General features: G+C 51.5%; 26 protein-coding genes. 19 read left to right on the top strand and 7 right to left on the bottom strand.

Annotated features, from left to right (window positions below; translation table 11 throughout):
• Positions 1–255: 255 nt before the first annotated feature.
• The 4 genes from DFR42_RS17605 to xerC are packed head-to-tail and all read left to right on the top strand — an operon-like array spanning position 256 to position 5,135.
• Positions 256–2,586: a methyl-accepting chemotaxis protein gene (locus DFR42_RS17605; RefSeq protein WP_110256336.1), complete on the top strand. Its 2,331-nt coding sequence runs from the start codon at positions 256–258 to the stop codon at positions 2,584–2,586.
• Between the two features lie 53 nt (positions 2,587–2,639).
• The gene (dapF, locus tag DFR42_RS17600) at positions 2,640–3,503 is read left to right on the top strand and encodes a diaminopimelate epimerase (protein ID WP_110256335.1); all 864 of its coding nucleotides are present in this window, start codon (positions 2,640–2,642) and stop codon (positions 3,501–3,503) included.
• Positions 3,500–4,159: a DUF484 family protein gene (locus DFR42_RS17595; protein ID WP_110256334.1), complete on the top strand. Its 660-nt coding sequence runs from the start codon at positions 3,500–3,502 to the stop codon at positions 4,157–4,159. The genes dapF and DFR42_RS17595 overlap by 4 nt, the downstream gene beginning before the upstream one ends.
• Positions 4,160–4,214: 55 nt before the next feature.
• Complete coding sequence (xerC, locus tag DFR42_RS17590; protein WP_110256333.1) at positions 4,215–5,135, top strand: tyrosine recombinase XerC; 921 nt, start codon at positions 4,215–4,217, stop codon at positions 5,133–5,135.
• A gap of 12 nt (positions 5,136–5,147) precedes the next feature.
• Here xerC and DFR42_RS17585 read toward each other — a convergent pair whose 3' ends face one another.
• Both DFR42_RS17585 and DFR42_RS17580 read right to left on the bottom strand, forming a co-directional pair.
• Positions 5,148–6,209: an OmpA family protein gene (locus DFR42_RS17585; RefSeq protein WP_110256332.1), complete on the bottom strand. Its 1,062-nt coding sequence runs from the start codon at positions 6,207–6,209 to the stop codon at positions 5,148–5,150.
• Between the two features lie 209 nt (positions 6,210–6,418).
• The gene (locus tag DFR42_RS17580) at positions 6,419–8,392 is read right to left on the bottom strand and encodes a PhoX family protein (RefSeq protein ID WP_110256331.1); all 1,974 of its coding nucleotides are present in this window, start codon (positions 8,390–8,392) and stop codon (positions 6,419–6,421) included.
• Positions 8,393–8,671: 279 nt separating this feature from the next.
• Here DFR42_RS17580 and DFR42_RS17575 point away from each other — a divergent pair, with 279 nt between their 5' ends.
• The 11 genes from DFR42_RS17575 (at position 8,672) to DFR42_RS17530 (ending at position 18,856) form a co-directional block, all read left to right on the top strand.
• On the top strand, positions 8,672–9,169 hold the full coding sequence (locus DFR42_RS17575) for a Fur family transcriptional regulator (RefSeq protein WP_110256574.1): 498 nt from the start codon (positions 8,672–8,674) through the stop codon (positions 9,167–9,169).
• A 229-nt stretch (positions 9,170–9,398) separates the two neighbouring features.
• A complete protein-coding gene (locus tag DFR42_RS17570) occupies positions 9,399–10,490 on the top strand; it encodes a CobW family GTP-binding protein (protein WP_110256330.1) in 1,092 nt (363 codons plus the stop codon).
• Positions 10,491–10,696: 206 nt separating this feature from the next.
• On the top strand, positions 10,697–11,101 hold the full coding sequence (dksA, locus tag DFR42_RS17565; protein ID WP_110256573.1) for an RNA polymerase-binding protein DksA: 405 nt from the start codon (positions 10,697–10,699) through the stop codon (positions 11,099–11,101).
• Between the two features lie 263 nt (positions 11,102–11,364).
• A complete protein-coding gene (locus DFR42_RS17560) occupies positions 11,365–11,763 on the top strand; it encodes a hypothetical protein (protein WP_146218882.1) in 399 nt (132 codons plus the stop codon).
• 146 nt (positions 11,764–11,909) lie between these two features.
• A complete protein-coding gene (locus DFR42_RS17555) occupies positions 11,910–13,943 on the top strand; it encodes a TonB-dependent receptor (RefSeq protein WP_110256328.1) in 2,034 nt (677 codons plus the stop codon).
• Positions 13,944–14,237: 294 nt separating this feature from the next.
• Complete coding sequence (locus DFR42_RS17550) at positions 14,238–15,629, top strand: STAS domain-containing protein (RefSeq protein WP_110256327.1); 1,392 nt, start codon at positions 14,238–14,240, stop codon at positions 15,627–15,629.
• 190 nt (positions 15,630–15,819) lie between these two features.
• The gene (hslV, locus tag DFR42_RS17545) at positions 15,820–16,356 is read left to right on the top strand and encodes an ATP-dependent protease subunit HslV (RefSeq protein ID WP_110256572.1); all 537 of its coding nucleotides are present in this window, start codon (positions 15,820–15,822) and stop codon (positions 16,354–16,356) included.
• Between the two features lie 12 nt (positions 16,357–16,368).
• Positions 16,369–17,706, top strand: a complete 1,338-nt coding sequence (gene hslU / locus DFR42_RS17540; protein ID WP_110256326.1) for an ATP-dependent protease ATPase subunit HslU — start codon at positions 16,369–16,371, stop codon at positions 17,704–17,706.
• Between the two features lie 28 nt (positions 17,707–17,734).
• Complete coding sequence (locus DFR42_RS29015) at positions 17,735–17,926, top strand: hypothetical protein (protein WP_146218881.1); 192 nt, start codon at positions 17,735–17,737, stop codon at positions 17,924–17,926.
• 19 nt (positions 17,927–17,945) lie between these two features.
• Positions 17,946–18,455, top strand: a complete 510-nt coding sequence (locus DFR42_RS17535; protein ID WP_110256325.1) for a GAF domain-containing protein — start codon at positions 17,946–17,948, stop codon at positions 18,453–18,455.
• Positions 18,456–18,643: 188 nt separating this feature from the next.
• Positions 18,644–18,856, top strand: a complete 213-nt coding sequence (locus DFR42_RS17530) for a hypothetical protein (protein WP_170133568.1) — start codon at positions 18,644–18,646, stop codon at positions 18,854–18,856.
• 180 nt (positions 18,857–19,036) lie between these two features.
• On the opposite strand, the gene DFR42_RS17525 is transcribed toward DFR42_RS17530, so the two are convergent.
• The 5 genes from DFR42_RS17525 to DFR42_RS17505 all read right to left on the bottom strand — a co-directional run bounded on the left by DFR42_RS17525 (position 19,037) and on the right by DFR42_RS17505 (position 21,967).
• Positions 19,037–20,035, bottom strand: coding sequence for an NAD(P)H-dependent glycerol-3-phosphate dehydrogenase (locus DFR42_RS17525; protein WP_110256323.1), 999 nt, complete (start codon positions 20,033–20,035; stop codon positions 19,037–19,039).
• Positions 20,036–20,144: 109 nt separating this feature from the next.
• On the bottom strand, positions 20,145–20,594 hold the full coding sequence (locus DFR42_RS17520; protein ID WP_110256322.1) for an SH3 domain-containing protein: 450 nt from the start codon (positions 20,592–20,594) through the stop codon (positions 20,145–20,147).
• A gap of 50 nt (positions 20,595–20,644) precedes the next feature.
• A complete protein-coding gene (secB, locus tag DFR42_RS17515) occupies positions 20,645–21,121 on the bottom strand; it encodes a protein-export chaperone SecB (RefSeq protein WP_110256321.1) in 477 nt (158 codons plus the stop codon).
• A 163-nt stretch (positions 21,122–21,284) separates the two neighbouring features.
• Complete coding sequence (grxC, locus tag DFR42_RS17510; RefSeq protein ID WP_110256320.1) at positions 21,285–21,551, bottom strand: glutaredoxin 3; 267 nt, start codon at positions 21,549–21,551, stop codon at positions 21,285–21,287.
• A gap of 14 nt (positions 21,552–21,565) precedes the next feature.
• Positions 21,566–21,967 (bottom strand): rhodanese-like domain-containing protein, encoded by a 402-nt coding sequence (locus DFR42_RS17505; protein ID WP_110256319.1) that lies wholly within the window; start codon positions 21,965–21,967, stop codon positions 21,566–21,568.
• Positions 21,968–22,107: 140 nt separating this feature from the next.
• Here DFR42_RS17505 and gpmA point away from each other — a divergent pair, with 140 nt between their 5' ends.
• From gpmA to DFR42_RS17485, 4 genes are all read left to right on the top strand, one after another.
• Positions 22,108–22,854 carry a 2,3-diphosphoglycerate-dependent phosphoglycerate mutase gene (gpmA, locus tag DFR42_RS17500; RefSeq protein ID WP_110256318.1) on the top strand — a complete coding sequence of 249 codons (747 nt, stop codon included), beginning with the start codon at positions 22,108–22,110 and terminating at the stop codon, positions 22,852–22,854.
• A 10-nt stretch (positions 22,855–22,864) separates the two neighbouring features.
• Positions 22,865–24,211 carry a murein hydrolase activator EnvC family protein gene (locus DFR42_RS17495; RefSeq protein WP_110256317.1) on the top strand — a complete coding sequence of 449 codons (1,347 nt, stop codon included), beginning with the start codon at positions 22,865–22,867 and terminating at the stop codon, positions 24,209–24,211.
• A gap of 16 nt (positions 24,212–24,227) precedes the next feature.
• Positions 24,228–25,712, top strand: coding sequence for a S41 family peptidase (locus tag DFR42_RS17490; protein ID WP_110256316.1), 1,485 nt, complete (start codon positions 24,228–24,230; stop codon positions 25,710–25,712).
• Between the two features lie 65 nt (positions 25,713–25,777).
• Positions 25,778–26,536 carry a HesA/MoeB/ThiF family protein gene (locus DFR42_RS17485; RefSeq protein ID WP_110256315.1) on the top strand — a complete coding sequence of 253 codons (759 nt, stop codon included), beginning with the start codon at positions 25,778–25,780 and terminating at the stop codon, positions 26,534–26,536.
• The last annotated feature ends 57 nt before the right edge of the window (positions 26,537–26,593 follow it).

Below are 26,593 nucleotides of genomic sequence, written 5' to 3'. Positions count from 1 at the left end.
TATTTATGGAGCGCACATTAACATGCTGTATTGTTCAACCCAATGGACAGTGCCCCACAAAAAGACCAGTACAGTATGACTGACACTTACCTAAAGTGTACTGGTAGCTAGCAGTTCCGGCTCAAGAAATTTGTTTTTTATACATGCAATTTCTTTCGTATCAATATCAATAATCTGGGAGAATAGACTATAAGCAGAAGCAGACCCTCAGCAAATCAGGCAGTAAGACAGTGATACCGTAACGCAAGGATTCGTATGTCCGGGAATAAAGCCAGTCTGACCGATAAGATCATGCACCCCTGTACAGTGCTGATGAGTAAACTCAGTTTGCGTAGCAAATTGCTGGGCATCTTTCTCCTTTTGCTACTGCCACTGTTGTTTTTTGCCAGCCTCTCCCTGAGGCAAATCCATACTGAAACCTTGCAGGCGCATGCTGGCTTATTGGGTGTTGAGGCCAATGGTCTGATCATGAAAGTTGTGATACAGACACAAAAACACCGTGGTCAGGTGAACCTCAAACTATCTGGTCAAAATCTGGAAGATGAGCTGCTTAAAACCAGGTCTGAGTTAAAAACCAGCCTGGACCAGCTTGATCTGTTCCTCAATAACAACACAGCCCTGGGCATGCAAGCACCATGGAAAGCCAGTGCGGATGAATTAAGGCAACTCACGACAGGCCAGATCGCCGCCAATGTGAAAGACAATGTTGCCCAGCATAGCCGTCTGATCAGGCAAAGCTTGCAATTTTCTGCCCTGCTCAATGAAAAAACGGGCTTGCTGACGAATAGCGACAGTGCGAATTTTCTTTTGCTGGATATCTCCATGCGCAAGCTGCCAGTCTGGATAGAACATCTGGCGCTGTTACGCGGGCTGGGCGCCAGCTATATCAAAACCGGGACCATGGAATTCCCGGAAAAAGCGGGCATGGTTTCACGGCTGGATGCCCTGCAGGCTGCCATGAATAGCGTGGCCGACCTGGATGAGGCAATGCAGCGCGCAGGCTTGAACCTGGCCACAGCAGAGCAGGCAGCTTTCGAGGCATCGCAGGCATTTGCTGCACTGGCCAGAAAAAACCTGCTGGCAGATAGCATCAACGGTGATGCCAATGCCTATTTTGCCCAGGGCACTCTGTCCATAGAAAAAACCCTGGCATTGCAAACCCAGATGCATGGCAAGCTGAGCGTGATGCTGACAGACCACAGCAGGCAGATGGATTTGTATCAAAGCCTGCTGGGTCTGGGAGTAGCGCTGCTCATCATACTCAGCTGCTATCTGGCGCTGGGCTTTTATCGCGACTTTATCTCTGCGCTGAACCAGGTCGGGCGGGCTGCCCATGCCGTTGCCGCAGGCGACCTGACCAATCATATACGCATCATAGGCAAGGATGAACTGGCGAAAACCGGCGATTTGCTGGAAGCCATGAATGGCAATTTGTCACGACTGGTCGCCAATGTGCGCAGCAATGCCAGCATGGTGGCGCAACTGGGCGAGGGCCTGGCAGCTAACATAAGTGACCTGACTGTCAGGACCGAGCAACAGGCCTCCAGCCTGGAACAAACATCGGCCAGCGTAGATGACCTCGCCGATACGGTGAAAAAGAATGCCGACAGCGCCCGGGCAGTCGACAACCTGGCAGCAAATTTACGACTGATTACAGAATCCACAGGGGACGACATGCGCGCCGCCGTCGATTCCATGAACGGCATACACCAGAGCGCACGCAAGGTACAGGAAATCGTCAGCCTTATCGACGGCATTTCTTTCCAGACCGATATTCTGGCGCTGAATGCAGCAGTGGAAGCTTCGCGCGCGGGTGAACATGGGCGCGGATTTGCCGTTGTAGCCAGTGAAGTACGCAGCCTGGCGCAACGCAGTGCCGATTCTGCCCGCCAGATCAGGCGCTTGATTGATGATTCTGTACAAAGGGTGGACCAGGGCGTTAACCAGATCAGCAATGTCAACATGACGCTGACTGACATAGTCAGCGGCATCCGCGATCTGGCGAATAATATCAATGCCATTTCTGTTGCCTCCAGTGAACAAAGCAATGGCCTGTCACAAATTTCGGAAGCCCTGCGTCATCTGGATGAAATCACCCAGAGCAATGCACAAATGGCAGAACAAGCCAAACATGCCTCCATCAGCCTGGAAGACAAGGCACATGCCCTCACCAAAGCAGCGTCTGCCTTCAAATTATTGCAGGGTACGGCAGATGAAGCTCATGCCCTGGTCAAGAAAGCGGTAGCCGTTTACCATTCCAGAGGCAGGCCAGCCCTGCAAATCATTACCGCCAATGCTGACAAGCTTTTTGCCGACCGCGACATGTATGTATTCGCCTTTGACCGCAATGGCCAATACCTGGCGTTTGCAGGCAATGCCGCCAAACTCAAGGTCAATCTCTTCCATGTAGATGGCCTGGATGGCCGCAAACTGGTCAGGGATGCGTTTGAATTGCCTGAAACCGGCGGCTGGGTCAATTACACGATAGTCAATCCAGTCTCGAAAAAGACTGAAGCAAAAACTTCTTATATAGAAGCAGTCGATGACAACCTGGTACTGGGCTGCGGGGTCTATCAACTGGAGTAAGAGGAAAACGCCAGAAGCACATGGGCTGTGCCGACTGAGGATATAATCACTGCATGAAACTCAAATTCACCAAAATGCATGGTGCGGGCAACGATTTTGTCGTTATTGACGCCATTAACCAGCACATCAATTTCACTCCTGCGCAGTGGCGGCTGATTGCCGACCGCCGTTTTGGCATAGGTGCAGACCAGATCCTTGTGGTAGAACGTCCGGAAAGCCAGGATGTTGACTTCCGCTACCGCATCTATAACGCTGACGGTGGCGAAGTTGAGCAATGCGGCAATGGCTCGCGTGCCTTCGTACAGTTTGTCATCGAAAAAGGCCTGACCACTAAATCCAGCATACGGGTGGAAACCATGTCCGGCGTCATAGAGCCGCGCATGGGAGAAGATGGCAATATCACCGTCAACATGGGCGCACCAGTACTGGAAGCAGCCCAGGTGCCATTCAATGCTGAAGGTCTGGAGTCCAGGCCAGAGGGCAATGACAGCTTGTGGCCGCTGGACATCAGTGGCAGGCAGGTCTGGATTTCTGCCGTTTCCATGGGCAACCCGCATGCCGTGCAGGTCGTAGCTGCTGTGGATGACTTCCCGGTTGCCGTTGATGGCCCGCTGATAGAACATCACCCGCGTTTCCCGCGCCGGGTGAATGCCGGTTTCATGGAAGTCGTGGCACGCCAGCACATACGCCTGCGCGTGTTTGAACGCGGTGCCGGTGAAACCCTGGCCTGCGGCACGGGTGCATGTGCGGCTGCCGTGGCTGGCATACGCCGTGGCTTGCTCGATAGCCCGGTACGTGTCAGCATGCGTGGTGGTGAACTCTCTATCGCCTGGGCAGGCGAAGGCCAGCCAGTATTCCTCAGCGGCCCCGCTGTCACCGTCTTTGAAGGCGAAATTAATTTAACAGAAACACAATGAATTCTACCGATATCGCCACCTACCTGATACAGCATCCGCATTTTTTTGAAGAACATGCCGAATTGCTGGGTTCCATCAAACTCACCAGCCCGGTCATGGGACGTGCCATCTCTCTGCAGGAAAGGCAGATGGAAGTCGTGCGCGAAAAATATCGTGGCCTGGAATTGCGCATGGCAGACTTGCTGCGTATTGCTGAAGAAAACCACGATATCAGCCAGAAATTCCAGCGCTGGACCCGCGCTCTTTTGCTGGCACGCAATGATGTTGATTTGCCGCATGCCCTGACCCAGGGTTTGCAGGATATTTTTGAATTGCCGCATGCTACGCTGCGCTTATGGAATGTCGCTGAAGACTTTACCCATACCTGGTTTGCCAGCCCCACCAGTGATGATGCGCAATTGTTCGCCAAGGGTTTGAGCACGCCCTACTGCGGCAAGAACCATGATTTTGAAGCTGCCGCCTGGCTGGAAACTGATCAGGCTATTGAATCCCTGGCGATGCTGCCTTTGCGCCTGTCCACCACAGGGCCTACCTTTGGCTTGCTGGTATTGGGTTCACCTGACCCCAACCGCTATACCAAAGACATGGCGACAGATTTCCTCAGCAAGATTGCAGATACCAGCAGTGCTGCGCTGAGCTGCATGGTAGATCTATAAGTCTGCATTTTTAAGTCATCGTCCCAATTGTCAGGTTTCATTCATTGAAGGCTGTATGAATACGCAAGATCAGTATCTGGCCAGCTATCTGGAGGTCTTGCGCAGTCAAAGGCAATTGTCCCAGCACACGCTGGACAGTTACCTGCTGGATTTGCATGAGCTGATCAAGCTCGCAGGCAGCACCGGACTGACCAGCCTGACTACCCACCATATCCGTCGCTTTGCAGCACAAATGCATGCAGGCGGCCAAAATGCCCGTAGCATCGCCCGCAAGCTTTCCAGCTGGCGTGGCTTTTATCGCTGGCTGCTGGAAGAGCATGATCTCGCCGCCAACCCGGTCGAAGGCGTGCGCGCGCCCAAGAAAGGCAAACCCCTGCCAAAAGCACTGGGGGCCGATGATGCAGTACGTCTGGTAGGCCATAAAGGCGCAGACCAGCCGACGGCACGCGCCAACCGGGCCATGTTTGAACTCTTGTATTCCAGTGGTTTGCGGGTATCTGAACTGGCCAGCCTGGATGTGGTAGCGGTCAATGAGCCCGGCTATAGCTCGGCAGGCTGGGTTGATATGCAGGAAGGTGAAGTCCACGTAACAGGCAAAGGCGACAAGCAACGTATAGTGCCCGTAGGCAAACCCGCACTGGAGGCTTTGCAGGACTGGCTGGCGATACGTGCTACGCTGGTGAAAGCTGACCCGCACCCACTGTTTTTAAGCGAGCGAGGCACCCGCATTTCTGTGCGCCTGATACAACTGCGCCTGAAGGCGCATGCACAAAGCCTGGATATACCAGCCAATGTGCATCCGCATATGTTGCGCCATTCTTTCGCCTCACATGTCTTGCAATCGTCTGGCGACTTGCGCGCCGTACAGGAAATGCTGGGCCATAGCTCCATCGCAGCGACCCAGGTTTATACTTCTCTGGATTTCCAGCATCTGGCCAAGATTTATGACCAGACGCATCCACGTGCAAAAAAGTAAGTCGCTGCCGATTTAACGCAATACCATTTCCACTCGCCTGTTTTTGGCACGGCCAGCATCTGCCGCATTGGAAGCACGCGGGGCCAGCGGGCCTACACCTTTGGCAATCAGACGGGCATCAGTAATGCCATAGCCTTTCAGCGCATCGACCACGGCCTGGGCACGTTTGCCAGATAAAGTCATATTGTAGTCAAGCACGCCCTGGGTATCGGTATGGCCGACGATGTAGACAGCGGCGGTATTGGCTTTCAGGTATTTCGCCATTTCATCAAGCTGGGGTTTGGATTCTGGCTTGATGACGGCTTTGTCGGTATCAAAATACAGGCCGTAAAAACTGACTGCACCATTGGCCGCCAGTTCCTTGCTGATGGCATCGGCATCGACAGTGACGATCTTTTGCTCCATGGCTTTGGGTTCCAGCACTTCCACCAGCACGGATACGCGGTCGCTCAGGCTGTCAGTGATATCGCCCATACTGCCGCCAGAATTCAATGCGGCATAGACACCCACATAGGTAATGGCAGCGCCCGCGCCTTTTTGCAACAGGGCATAACGAATATCCTTGCCGCCATCAAACACTGCCTGGACAAAACGGTTGCGGTCATTGTCATAGCCCTCACCCTGCACCTGGGTACGCTTGTCATTCCAGTGGTATTTCAGGACCTTGAAGGAAGGGCCGCAGCTATCGTTATCACACTGGAATACCGGTTTGAAACCCTTGCTGGCGAGGTTATCAGTGAAGTTGCGGAACACTTCCAGCGATGAACGCCCTTTTGGTGCCAGATACACAGTACGCGTCAAGGCCCCTTCGGCTTTCTGTACTTTGGAAAACTTCTTGTTGCTACTGTAGTCAGGCTCAGTCGCTGCACCCGCCGGGAAGGAAATCTCATCAAATGCTTTTTGTGTCTGCAGCAAGATGCTGGAACCCTGGTAACGCCCTGTCAGGGGATGGTCCTTGGCATTTGGTGCATCTGTCTTGAATATTTTTTCGTAAGCGGGATCAGCCGCAGCAAAAACCAGATTACTGGCAATGATGCCCAGTGAAAACAGCAAAGTTTTGAAGTTGGTGCGCATGATGTTCTACACTCCCGAAAAAAACCAAAGATATGAGCGAAAGAGATAAGCTGAACATGAAGATAGAAATTTCTACAACAGCTTATTAATGTAGCACAGGTTTTTTTCACAGCAGAATATTCCAATATTTGCTTACAAAAAGAAAAAGCAGCGTCTACGCTGCTTTTTCAGATTGCTGGCTTGCAAGCAAGCTCAGGTACAACTCAAATTCAGCCTTTGCTCAGCTTGACGCTGCTGGCATCTGCAGTCATATAACCTACTGCAGAAGCAAAACGGTCCTTGTAGTTGGCACGTACCAGCGGGTCCAGCGTAGGCTTGACGATGTTATGGATGCTGCCCCAGTCACCTGCGTGCTGGAAATTGCTGGTGATGTAAGTCCAGCCGTTCAGATCATCGACCACGGACAAACCAGTTGCTTCTGCACCGGCAGGCATGGACATCAGGCGTGACAGTTTTTTGGTGTCGACGTTGTAAGCCCACACAAAATTGTTTACGTGATAGCTGCTGTCTTCGCCAATGAACAGGGTACGCAGTTTTTCCGAGAATTTCAGGTTATCAGGCGCGCCTATCTTGTCTGGATTGGCCGTATTACCCAACGCATCGGCAGTGATATCTTCACCTACCAGCAAAGTTTTAGTCACTGTTGGTACCCATTCACTATTGATGGCAGCACCAGCTGTGTCTTTTTGGCCGCCGGTCATGGTATGCGCCAGTACTGCACCGGCATTGACCGCTTTTTCCAGCGTAACGCCGAAAGCTTCATTCCAGGCTGCATTGCCACGTACCATGGAACTTTGCATGTTTTGCAGTGCAGAGTAAGCAATCTTGTCTTTGGCATTGACTGTCGTGCCTTCCAGCTTGGTCAAGGCCATGCTGCCGCCCATCAATGCTGCGTAGCGATGGGTTTCCAGGAAGGCTGCTGCTTTTTCCATACCTGGTTTGACTTTGATCCATTGGATCTTGCCACCGAAGTAAATCTTGGTGAAGCTGGCATCTTTAGGATCGGCAGTAGCAACTTCCATGATGTCGGCTGGTTTCAGAGTATTTGCCAGGTTTTCGATTTCAGCGCTGGTGGCAGAGCCGAGTTTGATCCAGGTCAGTGCAGCACCTGCAGCAGCCGGGTCTATGGAGAAACCTGCGCCTATCTTGGCGACATACAAAGTACCAGAAGACAAGTCTTTTTCCTTGTCAGCCACGAAAATGAACAAGCCGCCGTTAGTTGCATCATCACCCATCAATGCAGTGCGGTTGTCTGGCATGACTTGTACCAGCTCATGGGAAATACGGCCCATGCAGTAATGTTTTTTGGCGCTGCCGGTACCATCAGGATTAACCGTGATTTCTGGCATATGGCCATAGTGGTAAGGATTGGCCTTGTTTTCATCACCATACAGATTGGCGCTATACGCCTTGAACATGGTGTTGGAAGAAATCGTGAAAGCGTCTGGCTCATATTCTTCGCTGGACAAATGCGTGCCCCATGGCGACAGGCTGGAACCGCAAGTAATCCACAAGCCATTGACTTTGGACATGTCTACATTGTGGTATTTCACCAGGCTCAGCTTACCTGTAGTCTGGTCTTGATCCAGAGTCAGGACGGCGATAGGAGATGGCAGTTTGCCATACATGTCTGTCGTGCCGTCTTGTGCCCAGGTAGTGTATTCAAACTGCACTACCGCGAAGACCGCCTTGCCCTTGATGCCGGTGACAGTAGGATTAGCCAGTGACAGCAGGGATGTGCCGTCAGGAGAATCAGAGAAGAACTGACGTTCTTTGCCAGCGACAGTTTTGTCGACGATGGCCTTGTTATTGATATCGTAGTAACCACCTGCCAGGATAGTGCCGCCATTACCATTTGGTACCAGGTCACCAGTCAGGAAGAAAGGCTGATAAGCCAGTTTATAAGTTTGCGAGCTATTGTCGCTGAAGTTGACGCTCAATGTAGAACCCACGGTCGTGGTCGCCATTGCCGCTGCATTGGCCAGCGTAGGAGCAGGCATGGCAGTAAATTCAGCACCGACAAAATTTGCTGCGACCGGCACTACCGGTGTCGTCGCTGCACTTGAACTGCCACCGCATGCACTCAGCAATGAAGCCGTGGACATGGCACCCAGCGGCAGCAAAGGTGCGCCTGCGAGAAATTTAAGTGCCTGACGGCGACCGAGTTGAGGTTGATCTGACATGATTCGAATTCCAATAGTTGATTGCAACAAAAATGAGCCAATTGGAGACCAATTGCGCGCCTGAATTTGTGAAAAAACCTTGCAGTGAGTAAGGGCAAGTTCGGGCAGGAGTATAAGAAGCGAATATGACAGGCAAGTGAAACGGCGCATTTTTTCTTCAGGTAATCGAAAAAAGCAGATCAGAATACTTTTGCAACTGAATTGCATTTTGAGGCATAATGAAGACATGTAGCAATGACGCATATCAGTTTTGCGTCAGCCAGAAAAACATGGACTTATATGACCTCCCCGACTAACCGAGCCAAACCGGCTGCCTCCAGGCACCACAATACGGCGTCCAGCCTACTATCCGACGCCGGTGTGCGTGTGACCGGTGCGCGCCTGAATGTATTGTCAGAATTGCTGGCCAGCCAGCGCGCCTTGTCCCACCTCGAAGTACAGGATGCCTTGCCCGAGATGGACAGGGTGACCTTGTACAGGGCACTGGATTGCCTGACCGATGCCGGGCTGGCCCATAAAATTTCTGGGGATGACAGGGTATTTCGCTATAGCACCGGCAGTGAAACTGCTGGCAACAAGGAACACCCGGCCCAGCATCAGCATGGGCATTTCAAATGCACACGTTGCGCACGGGTCTTTTGCCTTGATGATGCCCAGCAACCACCAGGCTTGCGCCAGCAATTACAGGCTACCTTGCAAGCGTCGCTGGGACGCGGCTTTCAAAGCCACGATATAGAGCTGACTATAAAGGGCTGGTGCGCAGACTGCGCAAAATAGGAATTACGAAAAACCGCCCCAGCTGCGTTGCAGCGCCTAGCCGTACTAAAGTACTGTCTTCGTCGCTGCGGTGAAGTCGGGGTTTCGGACAACATGTTGTCCGCCGACGTAACGAACATCCCTTGCAAGGGATGTTTCTTGAAGCAATAGCCTTGCTGGGACAATTTTTCGTAATTCCTAAACCATACATAAGCTTGTTTTTAAATTTGTTAAGTATTAGAGAAAAACCATGGCATTAATTCCTACCACTATCCTCACCGGCTTTTTAGGTGCAGGCAAAACCACACTGCTGAACCGCATTTTGCAAGAAGACCACGGTCACAAGATTGCCGTCATCGAAAATGAATTTGGCCAGGAAAACATAGACAATGAAATCCTGGTACAGGACAGCAATGAACAAATCGTCGAAATGAATAATGGCTGTGTCTGCTGCACGGTGCGCGGTGACCTGATCGTCGCGCTCAGCAAGCTGATACAGCAAAAGAATGAAGGCAAGCTCAGTTTTGACCGCGTCATCATAGAAACCACGGGCCTGGCCAACCCCGGCCCGGTGGCACAGACTTTTTTTGTGGATGAAGAAGTCGGCACTTATTACATGCTTGATGCGGTAGTCACGGTCGTTGATGCCCGTCATGGCATGCAGCAACTCGATGAACATGAGGAAGCTCAGCGCCAGGTTGGCTTTGCCGACAAGATCCTGTTATCAAAAACTGATCTGGTTGATGCAGAAGCAGTGGCGGCACTGCGTGCCCGTCTGACGCGCATGAACCCGCGTGCACCGATCAGCGCGGTCGACTTTGGCAAGATCGCCATCAGCGAAGTGCTGGACCTGAAAGGCTTCAACCTGAATGCCAAGCTGGACCTGGACCCTGACTTCCTGCGCGCGGAAGAAGCAGAACATGAGCACGATCATGAACATGAAGCCTGCGATGCAGATTGCACACACGAACATCATCATAAAGAACATGGCGAGCACGGTGATCATGCGCCACATGTGCACAACCACCATCACGCCCACCATTCCGACGATATCGCCGCCTTTGTGTTCAAGAGCACGCGTCCTTTCAATACTGGCCAGCTGGATGAATTCCTCGGCGGCCTGGTGCAAGTCTTTGGTCCGCGCATGCTGCGCTATAAAGGCGTATTACTGATGCAAGGTGCAGACCGCAAAGTGATCTTCCAGGGGGTGCATCAAATCATGGGAACTGACGTTGGTGCCAAGTGGGGAGAAAACGAATTGCGCGAAAGCAAGATGGTGTTTATTGGCAAAAATCTACCTAAAGACATATTTATTCAAGGTTTGGAGCATTGTTTGGTATAAACTAGCGGGCTATTGAAGACAGGCGTTGTCTGTCGTGCAAGTGGCGTTCATGCAAATGTCATTTACTTTATCAATAAGGGGAGGATAATTATCCGGGGCAAACATGCCCTTGGATTTGTTCTATGTTTTAACCCGTCGTATCGAAAGTTAGCGAAGTGGCAACTAAATCATCTAAATCGACTGCTACAGTCAGCGCACCCGAAGCTCTGCTCACAGAGGAAGAAATCCTCAAGATGGGCGAGAAGGACTATATGAACGCTGCACAACTGGCATTTTTCAAGGCCCGTTTGCAGCAGCTTGAGAAGGATTTATTGAAGAACGCCGACGAAACCACCGAGCATCTTCGTGAAACCGTATTAGTACCAGACCCGGCAGACCGTGCCACGATAGAGGAAGAACACGCGCTGGAATTGCGCACCCGCGATCGTGAACGCAAATTGCTGAAAAAAGTACAGCAATCCATCAATAGTATTGATGAAGGTGATTACGGCTGGTGCGAAGAGACCGGTGAACCAATTGGTGTTCCACGCCTGCTGGCGCGTCCGACAGCGACCCTGTCACTGGAAGCACAGCAAAGACGTGAAATGAAGCAGAAGTTGTACGGCGACTGAGCTGGGTCTTGTTTTTGTAGCGCTTCTGGTTCTCAAAAGCGTGCGGTGGCAACTGCGCGCTTTTTTATTGTCATCACATGCAACCAAGTTGCATATCAATGAACTTTTGCGCGATAATTCGCTCTTAGTATTTGTCCTGATTTGTTTTTTTATGTTGTCCGGCAATGTAATTTGCTAGCATAATGACAAATTACTGTCGGTTTTTTGCTACATATTTTTTCAGCAAGTTTTTGCTGCCAGATAACCGGAAATTCAAGCTGAAAATGTTACGCCCTTCCCAGTTCAATACGCAAAACAGCAAACGTTGGTTGCTGTGTCTGCTATTGCCTGCCTTATTGCTGACGCAATGGCTGGGTCTGGTGCATAAAATTTCGCATGCTGGCTGGGGCGGTAATCCAGCTTCCGCCACAGTGTCACAACCAGCAGTACTCTCTGGCGCCTTCCTGTCTTTCCTGCCTGGCAGCCAGGATGATGGCAACAGTCTGCACTCTTGTGCACTGTATGATGCAGTCACTGCTGCCGAATACCTGCAACACCTGCCTGATGTTGTCGCCAGTCATAGCGGCAAGGCCATCATTGGCAGCAGCACAGCGATACTAAGCTGGCTCGCTGCCCTGCAAGTCCCGTTTTCTTCCCGCGCACCACCTTCCCTGTTTGCCTGATTAGCGCCCCGGCGTCTGCATTGGCCATTTTGATCATTTTGACCACTCACGCCTGAGACTCACTGATTTTTCAGACGCAATACCTGCGTCTGAGCTTCGTCATACTTTGACTTATTTTTTGCCGAATTTCGCAAACAGGAAATACCATGGTTTTTCAACGCACACTGATTACCAGCGCAGTGCTGGCCCTTTTGACGCCTGTCACATCTGTCACTTATGCCCAGGCCGACAGCGCCGCCGGCAATGCGGCTGGCAACACCATCAGCACGGTCACCGTCACCTCCAACCCCATCAGCAATGATGAAAACATGCAAGTGCTTACCCCGGCCAAGATCCTTGCCGGACCTGAGCTGAGGGCAAAAGTCGGCACCTCCCTGGGGGATACGCTGGGGAGTGAGCTGGGCGTATCGGCATCTGGTTTTGGTGCGGGTGCCTCGCGCCCCATCATCCGTGGTCTGGAAGGCCCCAGGGTCAAGATTTTGCAAAATGGCATGGGTGTGGCCGATGTATCAAGCTTGTCGAATGACCACGCAGTTGCCAGTGAAAGTGCCACTGCGCAGCAGATAGAAGTCTTGCGCGGCCCTGCAGCCCTGCTGTACGGCAGTGGTGCGATTGGCGGCCTGGTGAATGTCATAGATAACCGCATACCAACTATCCTGAACAAGAAAATGACGGGTGAAGGCGAAGTTCGCTTCGGCAGTGTCAATTCAGAAAAGAGCCTGTCATTCTCGCTGGATGGTTCCAGCGGCGTCATAGGTCTGCATGTGGACGGTAGCAGCCGCGACACTGGCAATTACAAAATCCCCGGCAATGCTGAATTGAATAACCCAGCCTCTGCCAGTGGACGCATGCCTTCCAGCTTTACCCGCGAAACTTCTTTGACGGCTGGTGCCTCCATCATCCAGAACTGGGGTTATATAGGCGCGGCAGTACAAACCCTGAATGACCACTATGGCATTCCGACAGCAGAACGTTCTTTCATCGACCTGAACCAAAACCGCCTGGATATCGATGGTTTGCTCAATTCACCATTGACTGGTTTCGACAGCCTCAAATATAAATTCAGTGCGACTGATTATAAGCACACAGAAAAATCCGAAGATGGCACTCCCATCACCAATTTCAAAAACCAGATGCTGGAAAGCCGCATCCTCCTGTCCCACCCATCCTGGGCTGGCTGGCAAGGTAGCTGGGGTCTGCAGACTGAACAGGTAAAGTTTTCTGCCCTCTCCGCCGAAACTGGCCGGGCTGATACTGTGCCCAGCACCAAATCCAATTCCGTTGCCCTGTTCTTTGTTGAGCAAAAGCAAATTGCCGATGTCATGGCCAGCACCGGCATGCGTTTCGAGAATGTGAAACGCACACCAGATACCAGCTCCGGCCTGAAATCCCGCGAGTTCAATTTATTCTCGGCCTCTGTTGGCGGCCTGTGGCAATTCGACAAGTCTTATGGTGCGGGCCTGAGCCTGTCCTGGGCACAACGCGCACCGGCAACTGAAGAACTGTATTCCGCTGGCCCACATGAATCGACAGCCACTTTTGATATTGGCAATGTCGACATGAAGAAAGAGGCTTCACGCAATCTGGAATTGAGCCTGCAAAAAACTCATGGCTTGCTGCGCTGGAAAATCAATGCCTTCCTGAACAAGGTCAATAACTACATCTATGGCCACAGCAATGGCATCAAGGTAGATGAGGCAGGCATACCCGATGCTGACGCAGAATTCACTTTGCGTAACTGGTCACAGGCATCTGCCACCATACGCGGCGGCGAGGCCGAGATCAGTTACAACCTGCTGGGCGAAGGCTGGGCAGGACGCGCTTTTGCTGATTATTCACGCGGCAGCCTGGATAATCAGGGCAGCCTGCCCCTGCAACCTGCGACACGTACAGGCTTTGATATCAGTTATCGCACTGGCGGCTGGCGCGCAGGTGTCAATGTCTTGCATGCCCAGCGTCAGGACAGACTGGCCAGTTTTGAAGGTTTTGTTACACCTGCTTATACCAAGGTCGACACCAGCCTGACTTACACCCATCCTTATCAAAACATGCAATTGACCTGGTTCCTGATGGCCAAGAACTTGCTGAATCAGGGTATACGCCTGTCGACTTCTGTCTTGAAAGAAACCCTGCCACAACCTGGAAGAAATCTCATGGCGGGGCTCAGAGCCAGCTTTTAATGTTAAAAAATCAGCTAAGAATTGCAAGAAAAATGTAAGCAGATGTAATTGACGTTTAGGTTATTAATTCATAAGCTGTTGGTATGGGTGGCGGTATCCGCCCCCATTTCCTGCAAAAAAGCTGCTTTTTTGCAAGGTTTTCGACGATCATGGGACGCAGTTACCAGAACATTCGAAGAAAAACTGTTTCTTGTAGTTGAGCCCAGTCAACCATTGGAACGGAAATCAGAATATACTAAGCACTCGTCAAATTCGCTGCCGGACTGTCAGCGCTTCTTCTTATTTGGGAACAAAGTGGGGATTTTTTCTCTTTTCGGTAAAAAAGGTGTCAAGCAAGAAGATCGCTCCACCGAGAAATCTTCTTCGAGAAAGACGCGCTCCAAGAATGGTAATACCGTCATTGGCGGTTTCCAGGATAGTGAAGTTTTTAGCAATTCGATTATTGCTCAGCGCCATATCGCCCGTGCTACCGAAAGAAAAATTGACGCCATAGAATTTGAAATGTCGCGTGACATCGTCAAGACCCGTCCGCCGACCATTACCAAAACTGACCTGGGTGCGCCGACCGAGCCGCTGGAAAGAAAAGCCCCACCAGTAGAATTCCAGACCACACTGCCGATGATGATGCCTACAGATTATCTGTTAGGGCAAAACTCGGAAATGTCGGCATCTGCCCTCGCCTATAGCGAAACCGTCCCTGTACTTGAAGAAGCAGCCATCCTGTTTGCCAGCGGCCAGAATGAAGTCGCCGAGCAAATGCTGGCTTCTGCCGTGCATAACCACGAGCTGGGCGGTGCGACGGAAATAGGCTGGCAAATGCTGTTTGACCTCTACCGTATTACGAATGACCAGCACAAGTTTGAAAGCCTGTCGCTCGACTACGCCAATAAATTTGAAACCTCGCCACCATTGTGGCCAGAAAACCAGACCAGCAACGACAATGATGCTGAAGTTCAGGGCGATACCACGGTGGCGAATGTCAGCTTCCCGGCCAAGCTCGACAGCGGCACCATCAAGTCACTGGAAAAATTGCAGATAGCAGCAGGCAAGAGTAAAAGCCTGCGCCTGGACTTTTCCCGCGTCAAGGAAGTTGACCCCATAGGTTGCGGCTTGTTACTGCGTGCGCTCAAAGGTTTGAAAAAATCCGGCCATGACTTGTTGCTGGTGGGCGCCAAAGACCTGGCGGATAAAATCCGCAGTATCTTGCTGGTCGGTCGCCGTGATGAAACTGAAGCGCCCTGGCTGTTATTGCTGGAAATCTTGCAATTACTGCATTTTGAGCAAGCCTTCGAAGAAGTCAGTATGGATTACTGCATTACTTTCGAAGTATCGCCCCCTTCATTTGAAGCACCCAAAAACAATATCACCAGCGCCATGCCGGAAGCCCCGGTACAGGAAGAGGCGACTGACCGCTACATGATGCCAAAAGTGGTCGAAGGCAAGACAGAGTTCCTGATTTCCAATATCGCTCTGCAGGCTGAACAACATAATCCCTTGATCCTCGATTGCACCCGTCTGGAACGTGTGGAATTTGGTGCCTCGGCGCAATTGCTGAATGGCCTTGCGCCTATCGCCAGCAAAGCTGGTATGAATATACGCTTTGAAGGCGTCAATTATCTGGTCATGATGTTGTTCAATGCCATGGGCCTGAAAAACATCGCCAGCATCATCCCCCGCAAGCATTAATAACCTGTAAGCAACTCGGTATTTCCTTGTCACAGGTGCTGCATGCACCATGTTTGATGACGCTTGCAATTCAGAAAAAACACCCCACTTTCAACAAAACAGGCAATTTGGCCTGCTTTCACTGCCCCTTACTGGCACTGGCCTATGGCTGTATCGCCTGGCAGGAATAGCACTATTTTCTGAGGTTCATATGGAACAATTTCACGGCACCACCATTTTGACGGTGCGACGCGGCAATCTGGTTGCCCTGGGCGGCGATGGTCAGGTAACTCTGGGCAATATCGTCATGAAGGGCACTGCCCGCAAGGTGCGCAAGCTGTATCACAACAAGGTACTGGCTGGTTTTGCTGGCGGTACGGCTGACGCTTTCACGCTAATAGAACGTTTTGAATCCAAGCTGGAAAAACACCAGGGCCATCTGATGCGCGCCTCGGTAGAACTAGCAAAAGACTGGCGCACTGACCGTATGCTGCGCCGCCTGGAAGCCATGCTGCTGGTGGCTGACAAGGATACGACACTGGTTATCACCGGTAATGGCGATGTACTGGAACCCAACCAGGGTATAGGCGCAATCGGCTCTGGTGGCACCTTCGCCCAGTCTGCAGCGATTGCCCTGTTTGAAAATACCGATTTGTCACCTGTCGACATCGTCAGGAAATCCCTGACTATTGCTGGCGAGTTGTGCATTTATACCAACTTGTCACACACCATAGAAACACTGGAATAAATTGGAATAATCATGAACATGACCCCGCAAGAGATCGTCTCTGAACTTGATAAACATGTGGTTGGCCAGTCCAAGGCCAAGCGCGCCGTTGCCATCGCCCTGCGTAACCGCTGGCGTCGTCAACAGGTGCAGGAACCGCTGCGCCATGAAATTACGCCCAAGAATATCCTGATGATAGGCCCGACAGGCGTTGGCAAAACCGAAATCGCCCGTCGCCTGGCCAAGCTGGCTGATGCGCCCTTTATCAAGATCGAAGCCACCAAATTCACTGAAGTTGGTTATGTAGGCCGCGATGTGGATACCATCATCCGCGACCTGGTCGATATCGGCATCAAGCAAACCCGCGAGACTGCTACCCGCAAGGTACGTGCCCGTGCCGAAGATGCGGCTGAAGACCGCATACTCGATATCCTGTTGCCGCCTGCGCGCGACTTTGGCTTCCAGCCTAGTGAAACCGAGACTGCAACGCCTGATAACACCACTCGCCAGACTTTCCGCAAGCGTCTGCGTGAAGGTGCGCTGGATGACAAGGAAGTTGAAATCGAAGTAGCCGAAGGCGTGACTCATATGGAAATCATGGCCCCACCTGGCATGGAAGAAATGACCGAGCAGATCAAGACTATGTTCTCGGGCATGGGCAATGGCCGCAAGAAATCACGCAAGCTGAAAATCAAGGAAGCAATGAAGTTCCTGATTGAAGAAGAAGCAGGCAAGCTGGTCAATGAAGAAGAACTGAAACAGGATGCGATCCGCAATGTAGAGCAAAACGGCATCGTCTTCCTCGATGAGATTGACAAGATCGCTTCACGTTCAGAAACTGGTGGCGCTGAAGTCTCACGAGCAGGTGTCCAGCGTGACTTGCTGCCACTGGTAGAAGGTACGACGGTGAATACCAAGTATGGCATGGTCAAGACTGACCATATCCTGTTCATTGCATCTGGCGCTTTCCACCTGGCCAAGCCGTCTGACCTGATCCCTGAGTTGCAGGGCCGTTTCCCTATCCGCGTGGAGCTGGAATCTTTGTCCATCGCTGATTTTGAACGTATTCTGACAGGCACAGATGCCTGCCTGACACGTCAATACCAGGCCTTGCTGGCAACAGAAGAAGTACAGATAGACTTCACGCCTGAAGGCGTAGAACGCCTGGCCGGTATCGCTTATTCTGTCAATGAAACGACAGAAAATATCGGCGCCCGTCGTCTCTACACCGTCATGGAAAAGCTGCTGGAAGAAATTTCCTTCGATGCCCACCAGAATAGCGGCAAGACTGTCACCATCGATGCTGCCTACGTCAATGAACGTCTGGAAGCCTTGTCGGTGAATGAAGATCTGTCACGCTACGTGCTGTAATTTGTAATATGTGAATCCGGGGTTCAAGATGGCTAACAAGGCACTGGCAACAAGACAACGCATGCAGTTTCGCGTTGAACCATCTCAAATCCCGGCCCATGGGAAGAATAATAAGGCAAGGAAAGTCTTGCCTGATTACCTGACTGCGAAAAGAAAACCCAAACCTCTATCTACACCTGCTACTGCCACCCAAAAACCGGACAGTCAGGAAGAAAATTAAAAACTCTCCAGGAACGCCCATGTTTGTTACCCCTGCTGCCAGCGATAAACCCGATTACCCCATGCTGGCGCGCCAGCTGGCCAGCGTACTAGAAGGTGAACGCAATCTCATCACCAATGCAGCCCAGTTTTCTGCCTTCATCTATAGCAGCATCACTGATTTGAACTGGGCAGGTTTTTACCTGTGCGCCCCAGCCAGCAAGCCGGATGCAGAGTTTCCCAATGATCTGTTGTTAGGGCCATTCCAGGGCAAGGTTGCCTGCACCCGCATCCCTTTCAAGCGTGGCGTATGTGGAACTGCGGCAGCGGAAAGACGTACCGTGCTGGTGGAAGACGTGCATGCATTCCCTGGCCATATCGCCTGTGATTCTGCCTCGAATTCTGAAATCGTCATCCCCTTGATCAAGGATGGTGAAATTTACGGTGTGTTTGATATCGACAGCCCGCGCCTGAAACGCTTTGATGCAGAAGACCAGTTGGGTCTGGAAAACCTTCTTGCCATCTTTACAGCAGCAACAGATTTAAAATAATAGCAATACCAGTGCCCTGTGGAATCAGCCAGAATGTGGCGAGGGGCAGACAAAGACCATGGCGCTCATGGTCTTTTTTGTTAAGCTATGTCAAAACTGCCTAATTCCTGTCTTTGCCCGCTCTTTGTCGTTCTACACTGAGTTTATTGAAACTGAGCAAAACTCAGAAGACCCAGGGAGATGGCATCATGGCAGGATGCAGACGCCGGAAAATGCTACACATGCACAGGCAGCCTTTGCGCAGGCGTGATGTACTGACACGCTTCATGGTCGACCTTGGCATCCATTATCTTGAAGTTATGGGCATTGCCAAGGCCATGCATTTTTTACGCAGGCACCATGTGCCTGATACTGTCATCACCCGCGTCTTGCATTCACCAGACTTTCGTCGGCGCTATTAAAACCTGTCTATGATCTTAAGCGCGAGCGCAATCGAAATTAAAGCGGGGTTCATGCGCTGCTCAAAATGCTCATGTACTAGAGTACATTCCGCTTTTTGCGCTGCGTTTTAGTTACGCTGACCCCGCTGACACTCGCTCGCTACAGATCATAAACAGGTTTTGGATCCATTAATGCGTTTCCTAATGTGTTTCCTGTTTTGCATCCCTGGCCAATAGACGACTGATCATTTCCTGCAGGGATATGCCGTCAAACAAGACGCCTGCCACTGCATCGGTAATCGGCATTTGTATGCTCTTGCTTTGCGCCAGGGTATGCACTGCCTGGGCACAGCGTACACCTTCGGCGACATGACCCAGCTCCTGGACGATAACATCCAGTGATTTACCCTGGGCCAGTGCCAGGCCTACTTTGCGGTTACGCGACAGGTCACCGGTACAGGTCAAAATCAAGTCACCTACACCTGTCAGGCCCATCAGGGTTTCTGAACGGCCACCGAGAGCCACACCCAGACGGCTGATTTCTGCCAGGCCACGGGTAATCAGTGCCGCACGCGCATTCAGGCCCAGGCCCAGGCCATCGGCCACGCCTGTGGCAATCGCCAGAATATTTTTGACAGCACCACCAACCTCGACACCAACAACGTCATCGCTGGAATACACACGCATGGCATTCACATGCAGGGCTTGTACTACCAGTTGACTGAGATCTTTCGATTTCGAGGCTATCGTCAGTGCACATGGCAGCCCCCTGGCGACTTCCTGCGCAAACGAGGGACCAGACAGAGCACCGAAAGCCACGCCCTGCCCCAGCACCTGTTCTGCCACCTGATGCGGCAATAACTGAGTGGACTCTTCAAAGCCCTTACACAGCCAGATGATGTTATTCGGCTGGTAGGCACGGCAGGCTTCCAGCGTGGGGCGCAAACCCGAAACGGAGGTGGCAATCACCAGCAAACCATCGGGGCCGGCAGCATGTGCCATGGCGGCAGCAAAATCAGCCGTGACTTGCAGGCTGTCAGGGAAAGGAAAGCCATGTAAATAATCATTATTTTGCCTTGCTGTCTGCATGGCAGACATGGCGGCCTGATTACGCCCCCACAGCAGGACATTATTTTTTGCTGCAAAGGCAATTGCCATTGCCGTGCCCCAGGCACCTGCACCCAATACACTGATATTCATGCTTATCCCTGACTCCTGCTTATCTGATATAACCGGGTAGATGTAAAAAAAGGACAGCAGGCTGTCCTTTTTTGCAAACTGTCATCTGCCTATACATTCAGTCCAGGCACTACAAACCCCAGACTTCATTGACTTTGACGAAACCAAGCTGGCCATCACGGTGTTTCACTTTGACCCAGCCAGCGACTGCAGGCTCGGCCATTTCCAGCAAGACATGCTTGTCGGCACTGAACACCAGGGCAGACGACTCATCTGCAGCTGCCCTGACCTTGGCATTGGCGGCACGAACGATGAGGCTGCGACGGGTGATCAAGTCTTTTGACTCGACCCAGCTCATGTCGCCGCTGACATCACGGACTTTACTCCATGCGCCGGAAGTAAATACTACTTCCACCGGCATGCCACGAGGTGCCACTGCCAGCTTACCGCCTTTGACAGACGGGGCATCGTACAGTATCACCGGTGAAGCACCGATAGCGCGAAACTCCAGAGCCTGTGCAGCACTACTCGCAAGCAGCGTCAATAACAGCAGAGGCAAGGGCGTCAGCAGGCGTCGCATGGATATCCTTCTCATGCCAATCCGGCGCTAGCCGGATCAGTATCAATTAATTACTGAATTGTCGTAGGCGCTTCAGTGTTGGCATTTGCCTGTTCAGCAGCAATTGTCAAACGTTGTGCATAGAAAGCTTCGAAATTGATTTCCGACAGGTGGATAGGAGGGAAACCAGCACGTGTGATCGCATCCGCTACGTTGGAACGCAGGTATGGATAAACGATGTTCGGGCAGCCGATACCCAGCAGAGGATCGAGTTGATCTTCAGGGATATTGCGCGCTTCGAAAATACCAGCTTGCTTGCCTTCAACCAGGAAAGCCACTTTTTCGCCGACTTTTGCAGTAACAGTCACTGTTACTGTGGCTTCGTAGATGCCATCTGCCAGTTTTTCAGAGCCGACATCAACGGACACTTCTATGCCAGGCGCTTCTTGTTCCAGGAAAATTGCTGGAGAATTAGGCTGTTCAAGCGACAAATCTTTCAGATAAACGCGTTGAATTTGGAATACGGGCTGCAGATTTTCGTCAGACATGTGAAACTTTCTAAAATTCTAAAAGATTAATAATGAACAGCGAGACTGGCAGATAAGGCCGTTTCCAGCCATTTCAAGATCGCAGCGCGCTATTGTAGCAAGTAGTCTGCAAAAACAGCAATTTACCTCGCAATGCCGTAGAAAATCCGGCAAAAACCTGCTTTTAATCAACTGGATTTAGCAAAGGGTCGAGTTTACCCGCCCTGTCGAGGGCAGAAATATCATCGAAACCACCTACGTGGGTGTCGCCTATATAGATTTGTGGCACGGTGCGGCGACCGGTTTTCTTCATCATCGCTTCGCGCACTCCCGGTTCGAGATCAACCCGGATTTTTTCAATCTCGTCCACACCCTTGGACTTCAACAGACGTTCAGCCATGGTGCAATAGGGGCAAACGGCTGTGGTATACATGATTACATGGGCTTTCATGGCGCTCTCCTGCTTCACTTTACGGTTGGCAAGCCTTGCGACTTCCAGGCATCTATACCACCATCGAGACTAAATACCTGAGCGAAACCAGCTTTGCTCAGCAGACCGGCAGCGCTGGAAGAACGTACGCCAGAAGCGCACACAGTAATGACAACATTGTTTTTTGACTTTTCTATCTCTTTCAGGCGATCGTTCAGCTCTGCCAGGGGGATATGTTTGGCATTTGGCAAGTGTCCTGCTGCAAATTCGTCTGCATTACGCACGTCCAGCACCAGGGTTTTACCTTGATTCATGTATTGTGTCGCTTGAAAATGCGATACTTTGGCACCACGTCTTTGTAAAGCAGGTATCAGCAATGCGCCGCCAGAGATGATGGCGAGACCTATCCAGAATATATTGTCAAGAATGAATTTCACAGGATTCCAGTAGTAAGAATGGTTATCAGAAGCGCGTCATTATAAAATAGATGGCGCAATCGCATACTAATTCACTTATTTCACCCTATTTTCAGCTTATTTCTCACCTTACTCTCACACTATTCACCTTCTAGCCCACTATGTACAAAATCGTTTTAATGCGCCACGGCGAATCTACCTGGAACCTGGACAACCGCTTTACCGGCTGGACAGATGTTGACCTGACTGCAAAAGGTGTGGCTGAAGCTACCCAGGCAGGCAAGCTGCTCAAAGAAGCCGGTCTGACTTTTGACCTGGCCTATACCTCGGTACTGAAACGTGCAGTTCGTACATTGTGGGGCACGCTCGATGAAATGGATTTGATGTGGTTGCCAGTGATCCATGACTGGCGTCTGAATGAACGACATTACGGCGCGCTGCAGGGCTTGAACAAGGCTGAGACAGCAGCAAAATATGGTGACGAGCAAGTGCTGGTATGGCGTCGCAGTTATGACACGCCACCTTTGCCACTGGCCGAAGATGATGAGCGCACATCCTTCAATGACCCGCGCTACGCAGGTCTGGAACGCAGCCAGATCCCGCTGACTGAATGCCTGAAAGACACTGTAGCCCGCGTCATCCCAGCCTGGGATGACAGCATTGCCCCGGCAATACGCTCTGGCAAACGCATCCTGATTTCTGCTCATGGCAACAGCCTGCGCGCCCTGATCAAAATGCTCGACGGTATCAGCGATGACGACATCGTCAACCTGAATATCCCGAATGGCCAGCCACTGGTGTATGAACTTGATGCTGACCTGAAGCCTATCAAACACTATTATCTGGGTGACCAGGAGGCGATTGCCGCAGCCCTGCAAGCTGTTGCCAGCCAGGGTAAGTCCAAATAATAAATATTGAATGCCATTTAATAAAACCAAGTCTTCAGGGTTTTTCATCGCGGCCTTGCTGAGCCTGTCACTGGCAGGTACAGCAACGCCTGCCATGGCCGCCAGCAATGCCCGCGCCCAGCAAAAAACCAAGGCAGAAGCTGACCGGGCTGAGTTGCAAAACCGCCTGAAAGCACTCAAGACCGATATCAATAAAACCGAAACGGCCAAGGACAATGCCAGCGATGCCCTGGCTGAATCTGAAAAATCCATTTCTGAAGCCAACCGTTCTTTGCGTGACTTACAGGCCGAACAGGCGCAGACTGAAGCGAAAGTAAAGCAACTGACAGAGCAGCAGCAAGCCCTTGCAGACAAGGTGGAAAAGCAAAAAACCCAGTTATCGAATTTTTTACGCCGCCAGTATATGCGCGGTGACAGCGACCGTATCAAATTGCTCTTGTCCGGTGATAACCCCAACCGTATCAACCGTGAGTTGCAGTACATGGGCTATGTTTCGCAAACCCAGGCCAAACTGATAGATGGCTTGCGTGTCAGCTTGCAGGCAGTGGAAAAAAATGCAGAAGACGCCAAAGAAGCCAAGGCTGAACTCGATGAAATAGCCGATGAAGAAAAAAGTCATAAGCTGGCACTGGAAAAAGAGAAAAAACGTCATGCCACATTAGTAAGTCAGTTGGCAGAAAAATTATATGTACAAAAAAAACAGGCTGATAGTCTTGAAAAAGATGAACAAAGACTCGCAAATCTGGTCTCACAATTAAATAAACTAATTGAAGAGCAGGCCAAGGCAGATGCAGCCAGGGCGGCACTGGAAGAAAAACAACGCCAGGAAAGAATTGCAGCAGCACAAAAAGAAAGAGCCAAACAGGCAGCGCAGGGCAAAAAGCCAGCGAAAATCACCAATCCCAATGCGATTGATGATGACGAACCACCAAAACAGGCTAGGGCCACGACCCCGCCTGCAGGTGAGTTTGACAAGCTTAAAGGGCAATTGCGCTTGCCGGTAAAAGGAGAAATCCTCGCCAGATTTGGTAGCAAACGTACTGATGGACCTAGCTGGAAAGGCATGTTCATCAAGGCCAATGAAGGTGCAGAAATCAAGACCATCGCCCCCGGCAAAATTATTTTTGCCGACTGGTGGAAGGGTTATGGAAATATGGTGATTGTTGACCATGGCGGCAGTTACTGGAGCCTGTATGGCAATAATCAGGCAGTATTGAAGCATGTCGGCGATGTGGTAAAAACCGGTGATGTCATTGCCAGTGCCGGAAACAGCGGCGGTAATGAAGAATCAGGTTTATACTTTGAAGTACGTCATCAGGGGCGTGTATTTGATCCCCTCAACTGGATCGTTAAATAGGTTTTAGGTGAATCACATGGGCAGCAAATTCAAGAATTTTGGCTTAATCGGCCTCGGTATGGTTGCCGGCGTGGCAGTTTCCATGCAGTTTTCCGCGGTAGCGCAAAAAGCCACGACGGGTAGTTCTCTGCCGGTAGAGGAATTGCGACAGCTCGCCGATGTCTTCGGCCTTATCAAGTCGGATTATGTCGAGCCGGTGGAAGACAATAAGCTGCTGACGGAAGCGATTTCCGGCATGGTGGCTTCACTGGACCCGCATTCTGCGTATCTGGACAAGAAATCATTTAAAGAATTAAAAGAAGGCACACAAGGCAAGTTTGTTGGCCTGGGTATCGAAGTCGGTATGGAAGATGGCTATGTCAAGATCATCTCCCCTATCGAAGATTCTCCTGCCTATCGTGCTGGCTTGAAGCCTGGTGATCTGATCACCCGTCTTGACTCCCAGCCAGTCAAAGGCTTGACGCTGGATGAAGCCGTCAAGCGCATGCGCGGCGAACCAAATACCAAGATCACCCTGACCATCGCCCGTAAAAGTGAAGACAAGCCCATCGTCGTCACGATTACCCGCGAACTGATCAAACAGCAAAGCGTCAAGGCCAAGATCGTTGAACCTGGTTATGCCTGGGTAAGAATCGCCCAGTTCCAGGAACCAACGGTCGAAGACATGGCCAAGAAAATCCAGACCCTGTATGCCCAGGACCCTGCCATCAAAGGCCTTGTGCTGGACTTACGCAATGACCCAGGTGGTGTCTTGCCAGGTGCTATCGGTGTTTCTGCCGCTTTCTTGCCGAAAGACGTACCGGTAGTGTCCACCAATGGCCAGTTGCCTGATTCCAAAGCCACTTTCTATGCCCGCCGTGAATACTATTCTGGCCGCACTTTGAGTGACCCACTGGCGAAATTGCCAGAAGCGATCAAGAACGTGCCCATGGTGGTTCTCATCAACACTGGTTCGGCTTCTGCTTCTGAAATCGTCGCAGGTGCCCTGCAGGATTACAAACGTGCCACCATCCTGGGCACACAAAGCTTTGGCAAGGGTTCGGTACAAACCATACGCCAGATTTCTGCTGATACCGCAGTCAAGCTGACTACGGCCCGTTATTACACGCCAAATGGTCGCTCTATACAGGCCAAGGGCATCGTCCCTGACCTGAATGTAGAAGAAACCGCCGATGGCGATGGCTTCAATGGCTTGCGCGCGCGCGAAGCTGATTTGCAAAAGCATCTGAGCAACGACAAGGAAAAAGAAGTTGCCCGCCCTAAAGTCGATGAAGTCGAAGAAGAGCAGCGTTTGATCGCCCTGGCGAAAAAGAGCAAGCCACTGGAATACGGTGGTGCAGAAGACTTCCAGCTGGCCCAGGCCCTGAATCACCTGAAAGGCTTGCCAGTAAAAATTACTGAAGCCAAGGTCGTCGATAAAGAAACCAAAGACGGCAAGGATGCTGACAAAGCCGGTAAAGCTGACAAGACTGAACACAAAACCGACAGCAAAAAGAAGTAAAACCCTGAATCAACTTTGATAAAAAGAAAAGGCCGCTCACATCAATAGCGGCCTTTTTTACGACGATGAACGATCAGCAACTCTTACGCTATTCCCGTCATATCCTGCTCGACCAGATAGGGATAGAAGGTCAGCAAAAAATCACCGAGGCGCGCGCCCTCATCATCGGTGCCGGTGGCCTGGGTTCACCGGCGGCGCTGTATCTGGCCAGTGCCGGCGTCGGTCATATTACCCTGGTCGACAATGACAGCGTAGACCTGACCAATCTGCAAAGACAGATCATGCATACCACGGCCGCCGTGGGCATGGCCAAGGTCAGCTCGGGCAAGCACACGCTGGAAGCCATCAACCCCGAAATAGCCATCATTGCACTGCAAGAGAGAGCGGCCGATGCGCGCCTGGAAGAACTGGTCAGCCAGGCCAGTATCGTTCTCGATTGCTGCGACAATTTTGCCACCCGCCATGCCGTCAATGCCGCCTGCGTCAAATTTGGCATACCGCTGGTATCTGGCGCGGCAATCAGCTTTGATGGCCAGATCAGTGTGTTTGACAGCCGCGATGCTGCGTCGCCCTGCTATGCCTGCCTGTTCCCGCCTGACCAGCCCTTTGAAGAAGTGCTGTGCTCCAGCATGGGCGTGTTTTCCCCTCTGGTGGGCATCATAGGCAGCATGCAGGCCGCCGAAGCCCTGAAAGTCATCATGGGCATAGGCCAGGCACTGAGCGGCCGCCTGCTCTTGCTGGATGCCTTGCGCATGGACTGGACCAGCATAGGCATCAGCAAAAACCAGCAATGCCTGGTTTGCGGACAGCAGCACCAGAATTAAGCATCAGAACCAAGCACTAAGACTAAACACTATTGCGATAAAACTCATCAAGGACAA

Origin of the sequence: Undibacterium pigrum (assembly GCF_003201815.1) — a bacterium.
GTDB classification, from domain to species: Bacteria; Pseudomonadota; Gammaproteobacteria; order Burkholderiales; family Burkholderiaceae_D; genus Undibacterium; species Undibacterium pigrum.
The sequence above is the reverse complement of the archived record's forward strand: the minus strand, read 5'-3'. Positions and strand labels throughout refer to the sequence as shown.

What these genes read in the sequence shown, in the direction of transcription:
- hslU (WP_110256326.1), top strand. Translation starts at nt 16,369, where the DNA reads ATGAACATGACCCCGCAAGAGATCGTCTCTGAACTTGATAAACATGTG.
- DFR42_RS17580 (WP_110256331.1), bottom strand. Translation starts at nt 8,392, where the DNA reads ATGTCAGATCAACCTCAACTCGGTCGCCGTCAGGCACTTAAATTTCTC.
- DFR42_RS17490 (WP_110256316.1), top strand. Translation starts at nt 24,228, where the DNA reads ATGGGCAGCAAATTCAAGAATTTTGGCTTAATCGGCCTCGGTATGGTT.
- DFR42_RS17520 (WP_110256322.1), bottom strand. Translation starts at nt 20,594, where the DNA reads ATGCGACGCCTGCTGACGCCCTTGCCTCTGCTGTTATTGACGCTGCTT.
- DFR42_RS17495 (WP_110256317.1), top strand. Translation starts at nt 22,865, where the DNA reads ATGCCATTTAATAAAACCAAGTCTTCAGGGTTTTTCATCGCGGCCTTG.
- DFR42_RS17525 (WP_110256323.1), bottom strand. Translation starts at nt 20,035, where the DNA reads ATGAATATCAGTGTATTGGGTGCAGGTGCCTGGGGCACGGCAATGGCA.
- secB (WP_110256321.1), bottom strand. Translation starts at nt 21,121, where the DNA reads ATGTCTGACGAAAATCTGCAGCCCGTATTCCAAATTCAACGCGTTTAT.
- DFR42_RS17555 (WP_110256328.1), top strand. Translation starts at nt 11,910, where the DNA reads ATGGTTTTTCAACGCACACTGATTACCAGCGCAGTGCTGGCCCTTTTG.
- DFR42_RS29015 (WP_146218881.1), top strand. Translation starts at nt 17,735, where the DNA reads ATGGCTAACAAGGCACTGGCAACAAGACAACGCATGCAGTTTCGCGTT.
- xerC (WP_110256333.1), top strand. Translation starts at nt 4,215, where the DNA reads ATGAATACGCAAGATCAGTATCTGGCCAGCTATCTGGAGGTCTTGCGC.
- DFR42_RS17535 (WP_110256325.1), top strand. Translation starts at nt 17,946, where the DNA reads ATGTTTGTTACCCCTGCTGCCAGCGATAAACCCGATTACCCCATGCTG.
- grxC (WP_110256320.1), bottom strand. Translation starts at nt 21,551, where the DNA reads ATGAAAGCCCATGTAATCATGTATACCACAGCCGTTTGCCCCTATTGC.
- DFR42_RS17595 (WP_110256334.1), top strand. Translation starts at nt 3,500, where the DNA reads ATGAATTCTACCGATATCGCCACCTACCTGATACAGCATCCGCATTTT.
- DFR42_RS17570 (WP_110256330.1), top strand. Translation starts at nt 9,399, where the DNA reads ATGGCATTAATTCCTACCACTATCCTCACCGGCTTTTTAGGTGCAGGC.
- DFR42_RS17560 (WP_146218882.1), top strand. Translation starts at nt 11,365, where the DNA reads ATGTTACGCCCTTCCCAGTTCAATACGCAAAACAGCAAACGTTGGTTG.
- hslV (WP_110256572.1), top strand. Translation starts at nt 15,820, where the DNA reads ATGGAACAATTTCACGGCACCACCATTTTGACGGTGCGACGCGGCAAT.
- DFR42_RS17585 (WP_110256332.1), bottom strand. Translation starts at nt 6,209, where the DNA reads ATGCGCACCAACTTCAAAACTTTGCTGTTTTCACTGGGCATCATTGCC.
- DFR42_RS17530 (WP_170133568.1), top strand. Translation starts at nt 18,644, where the DNA reads ATGGCAGGATGCAGACGCCGGAAAATGCTACACATGCACAGGCAGCCT.
- DFR42_RS17605 (WP_110256336.1), top strand. Translation starts at nt 256, where the DNA reads ATGTCCGGGAATAAAGCCAGTCTGACCGATAAGATCATGCACCCCTGT.
- DFR42_RS17575 (WP_110256574.1), top strand. Translation starts at nt 8,672, where the DNA reads ATGACCTCCCCGACTAACCGAGCCAAACCGGCTGCCTCCAGGCACCAC.
- gpmA (WP_110256318.1), top strand. Translation starts at nt 22,108, where the DNA reads ATGTACAAAATCGTTTTAATGCGCCACGGCGAATCTACCTGGAACCTG.
- dapF (WP_110256335.1), top strand. Translation starts at nt 2,640, where the DNA reads ATGAAACTCAAATTCACCAAAATGCATGGTGCGGGCAACGATTTTGTC.
- DFR42_RS17485 (WP_110256315.1), top strand. Translation starts at nt 25,778, where the DNA reads ATGAACGATCAGCAACTCTTACGCTATTCCCGTCATATCCTGCTCGAC.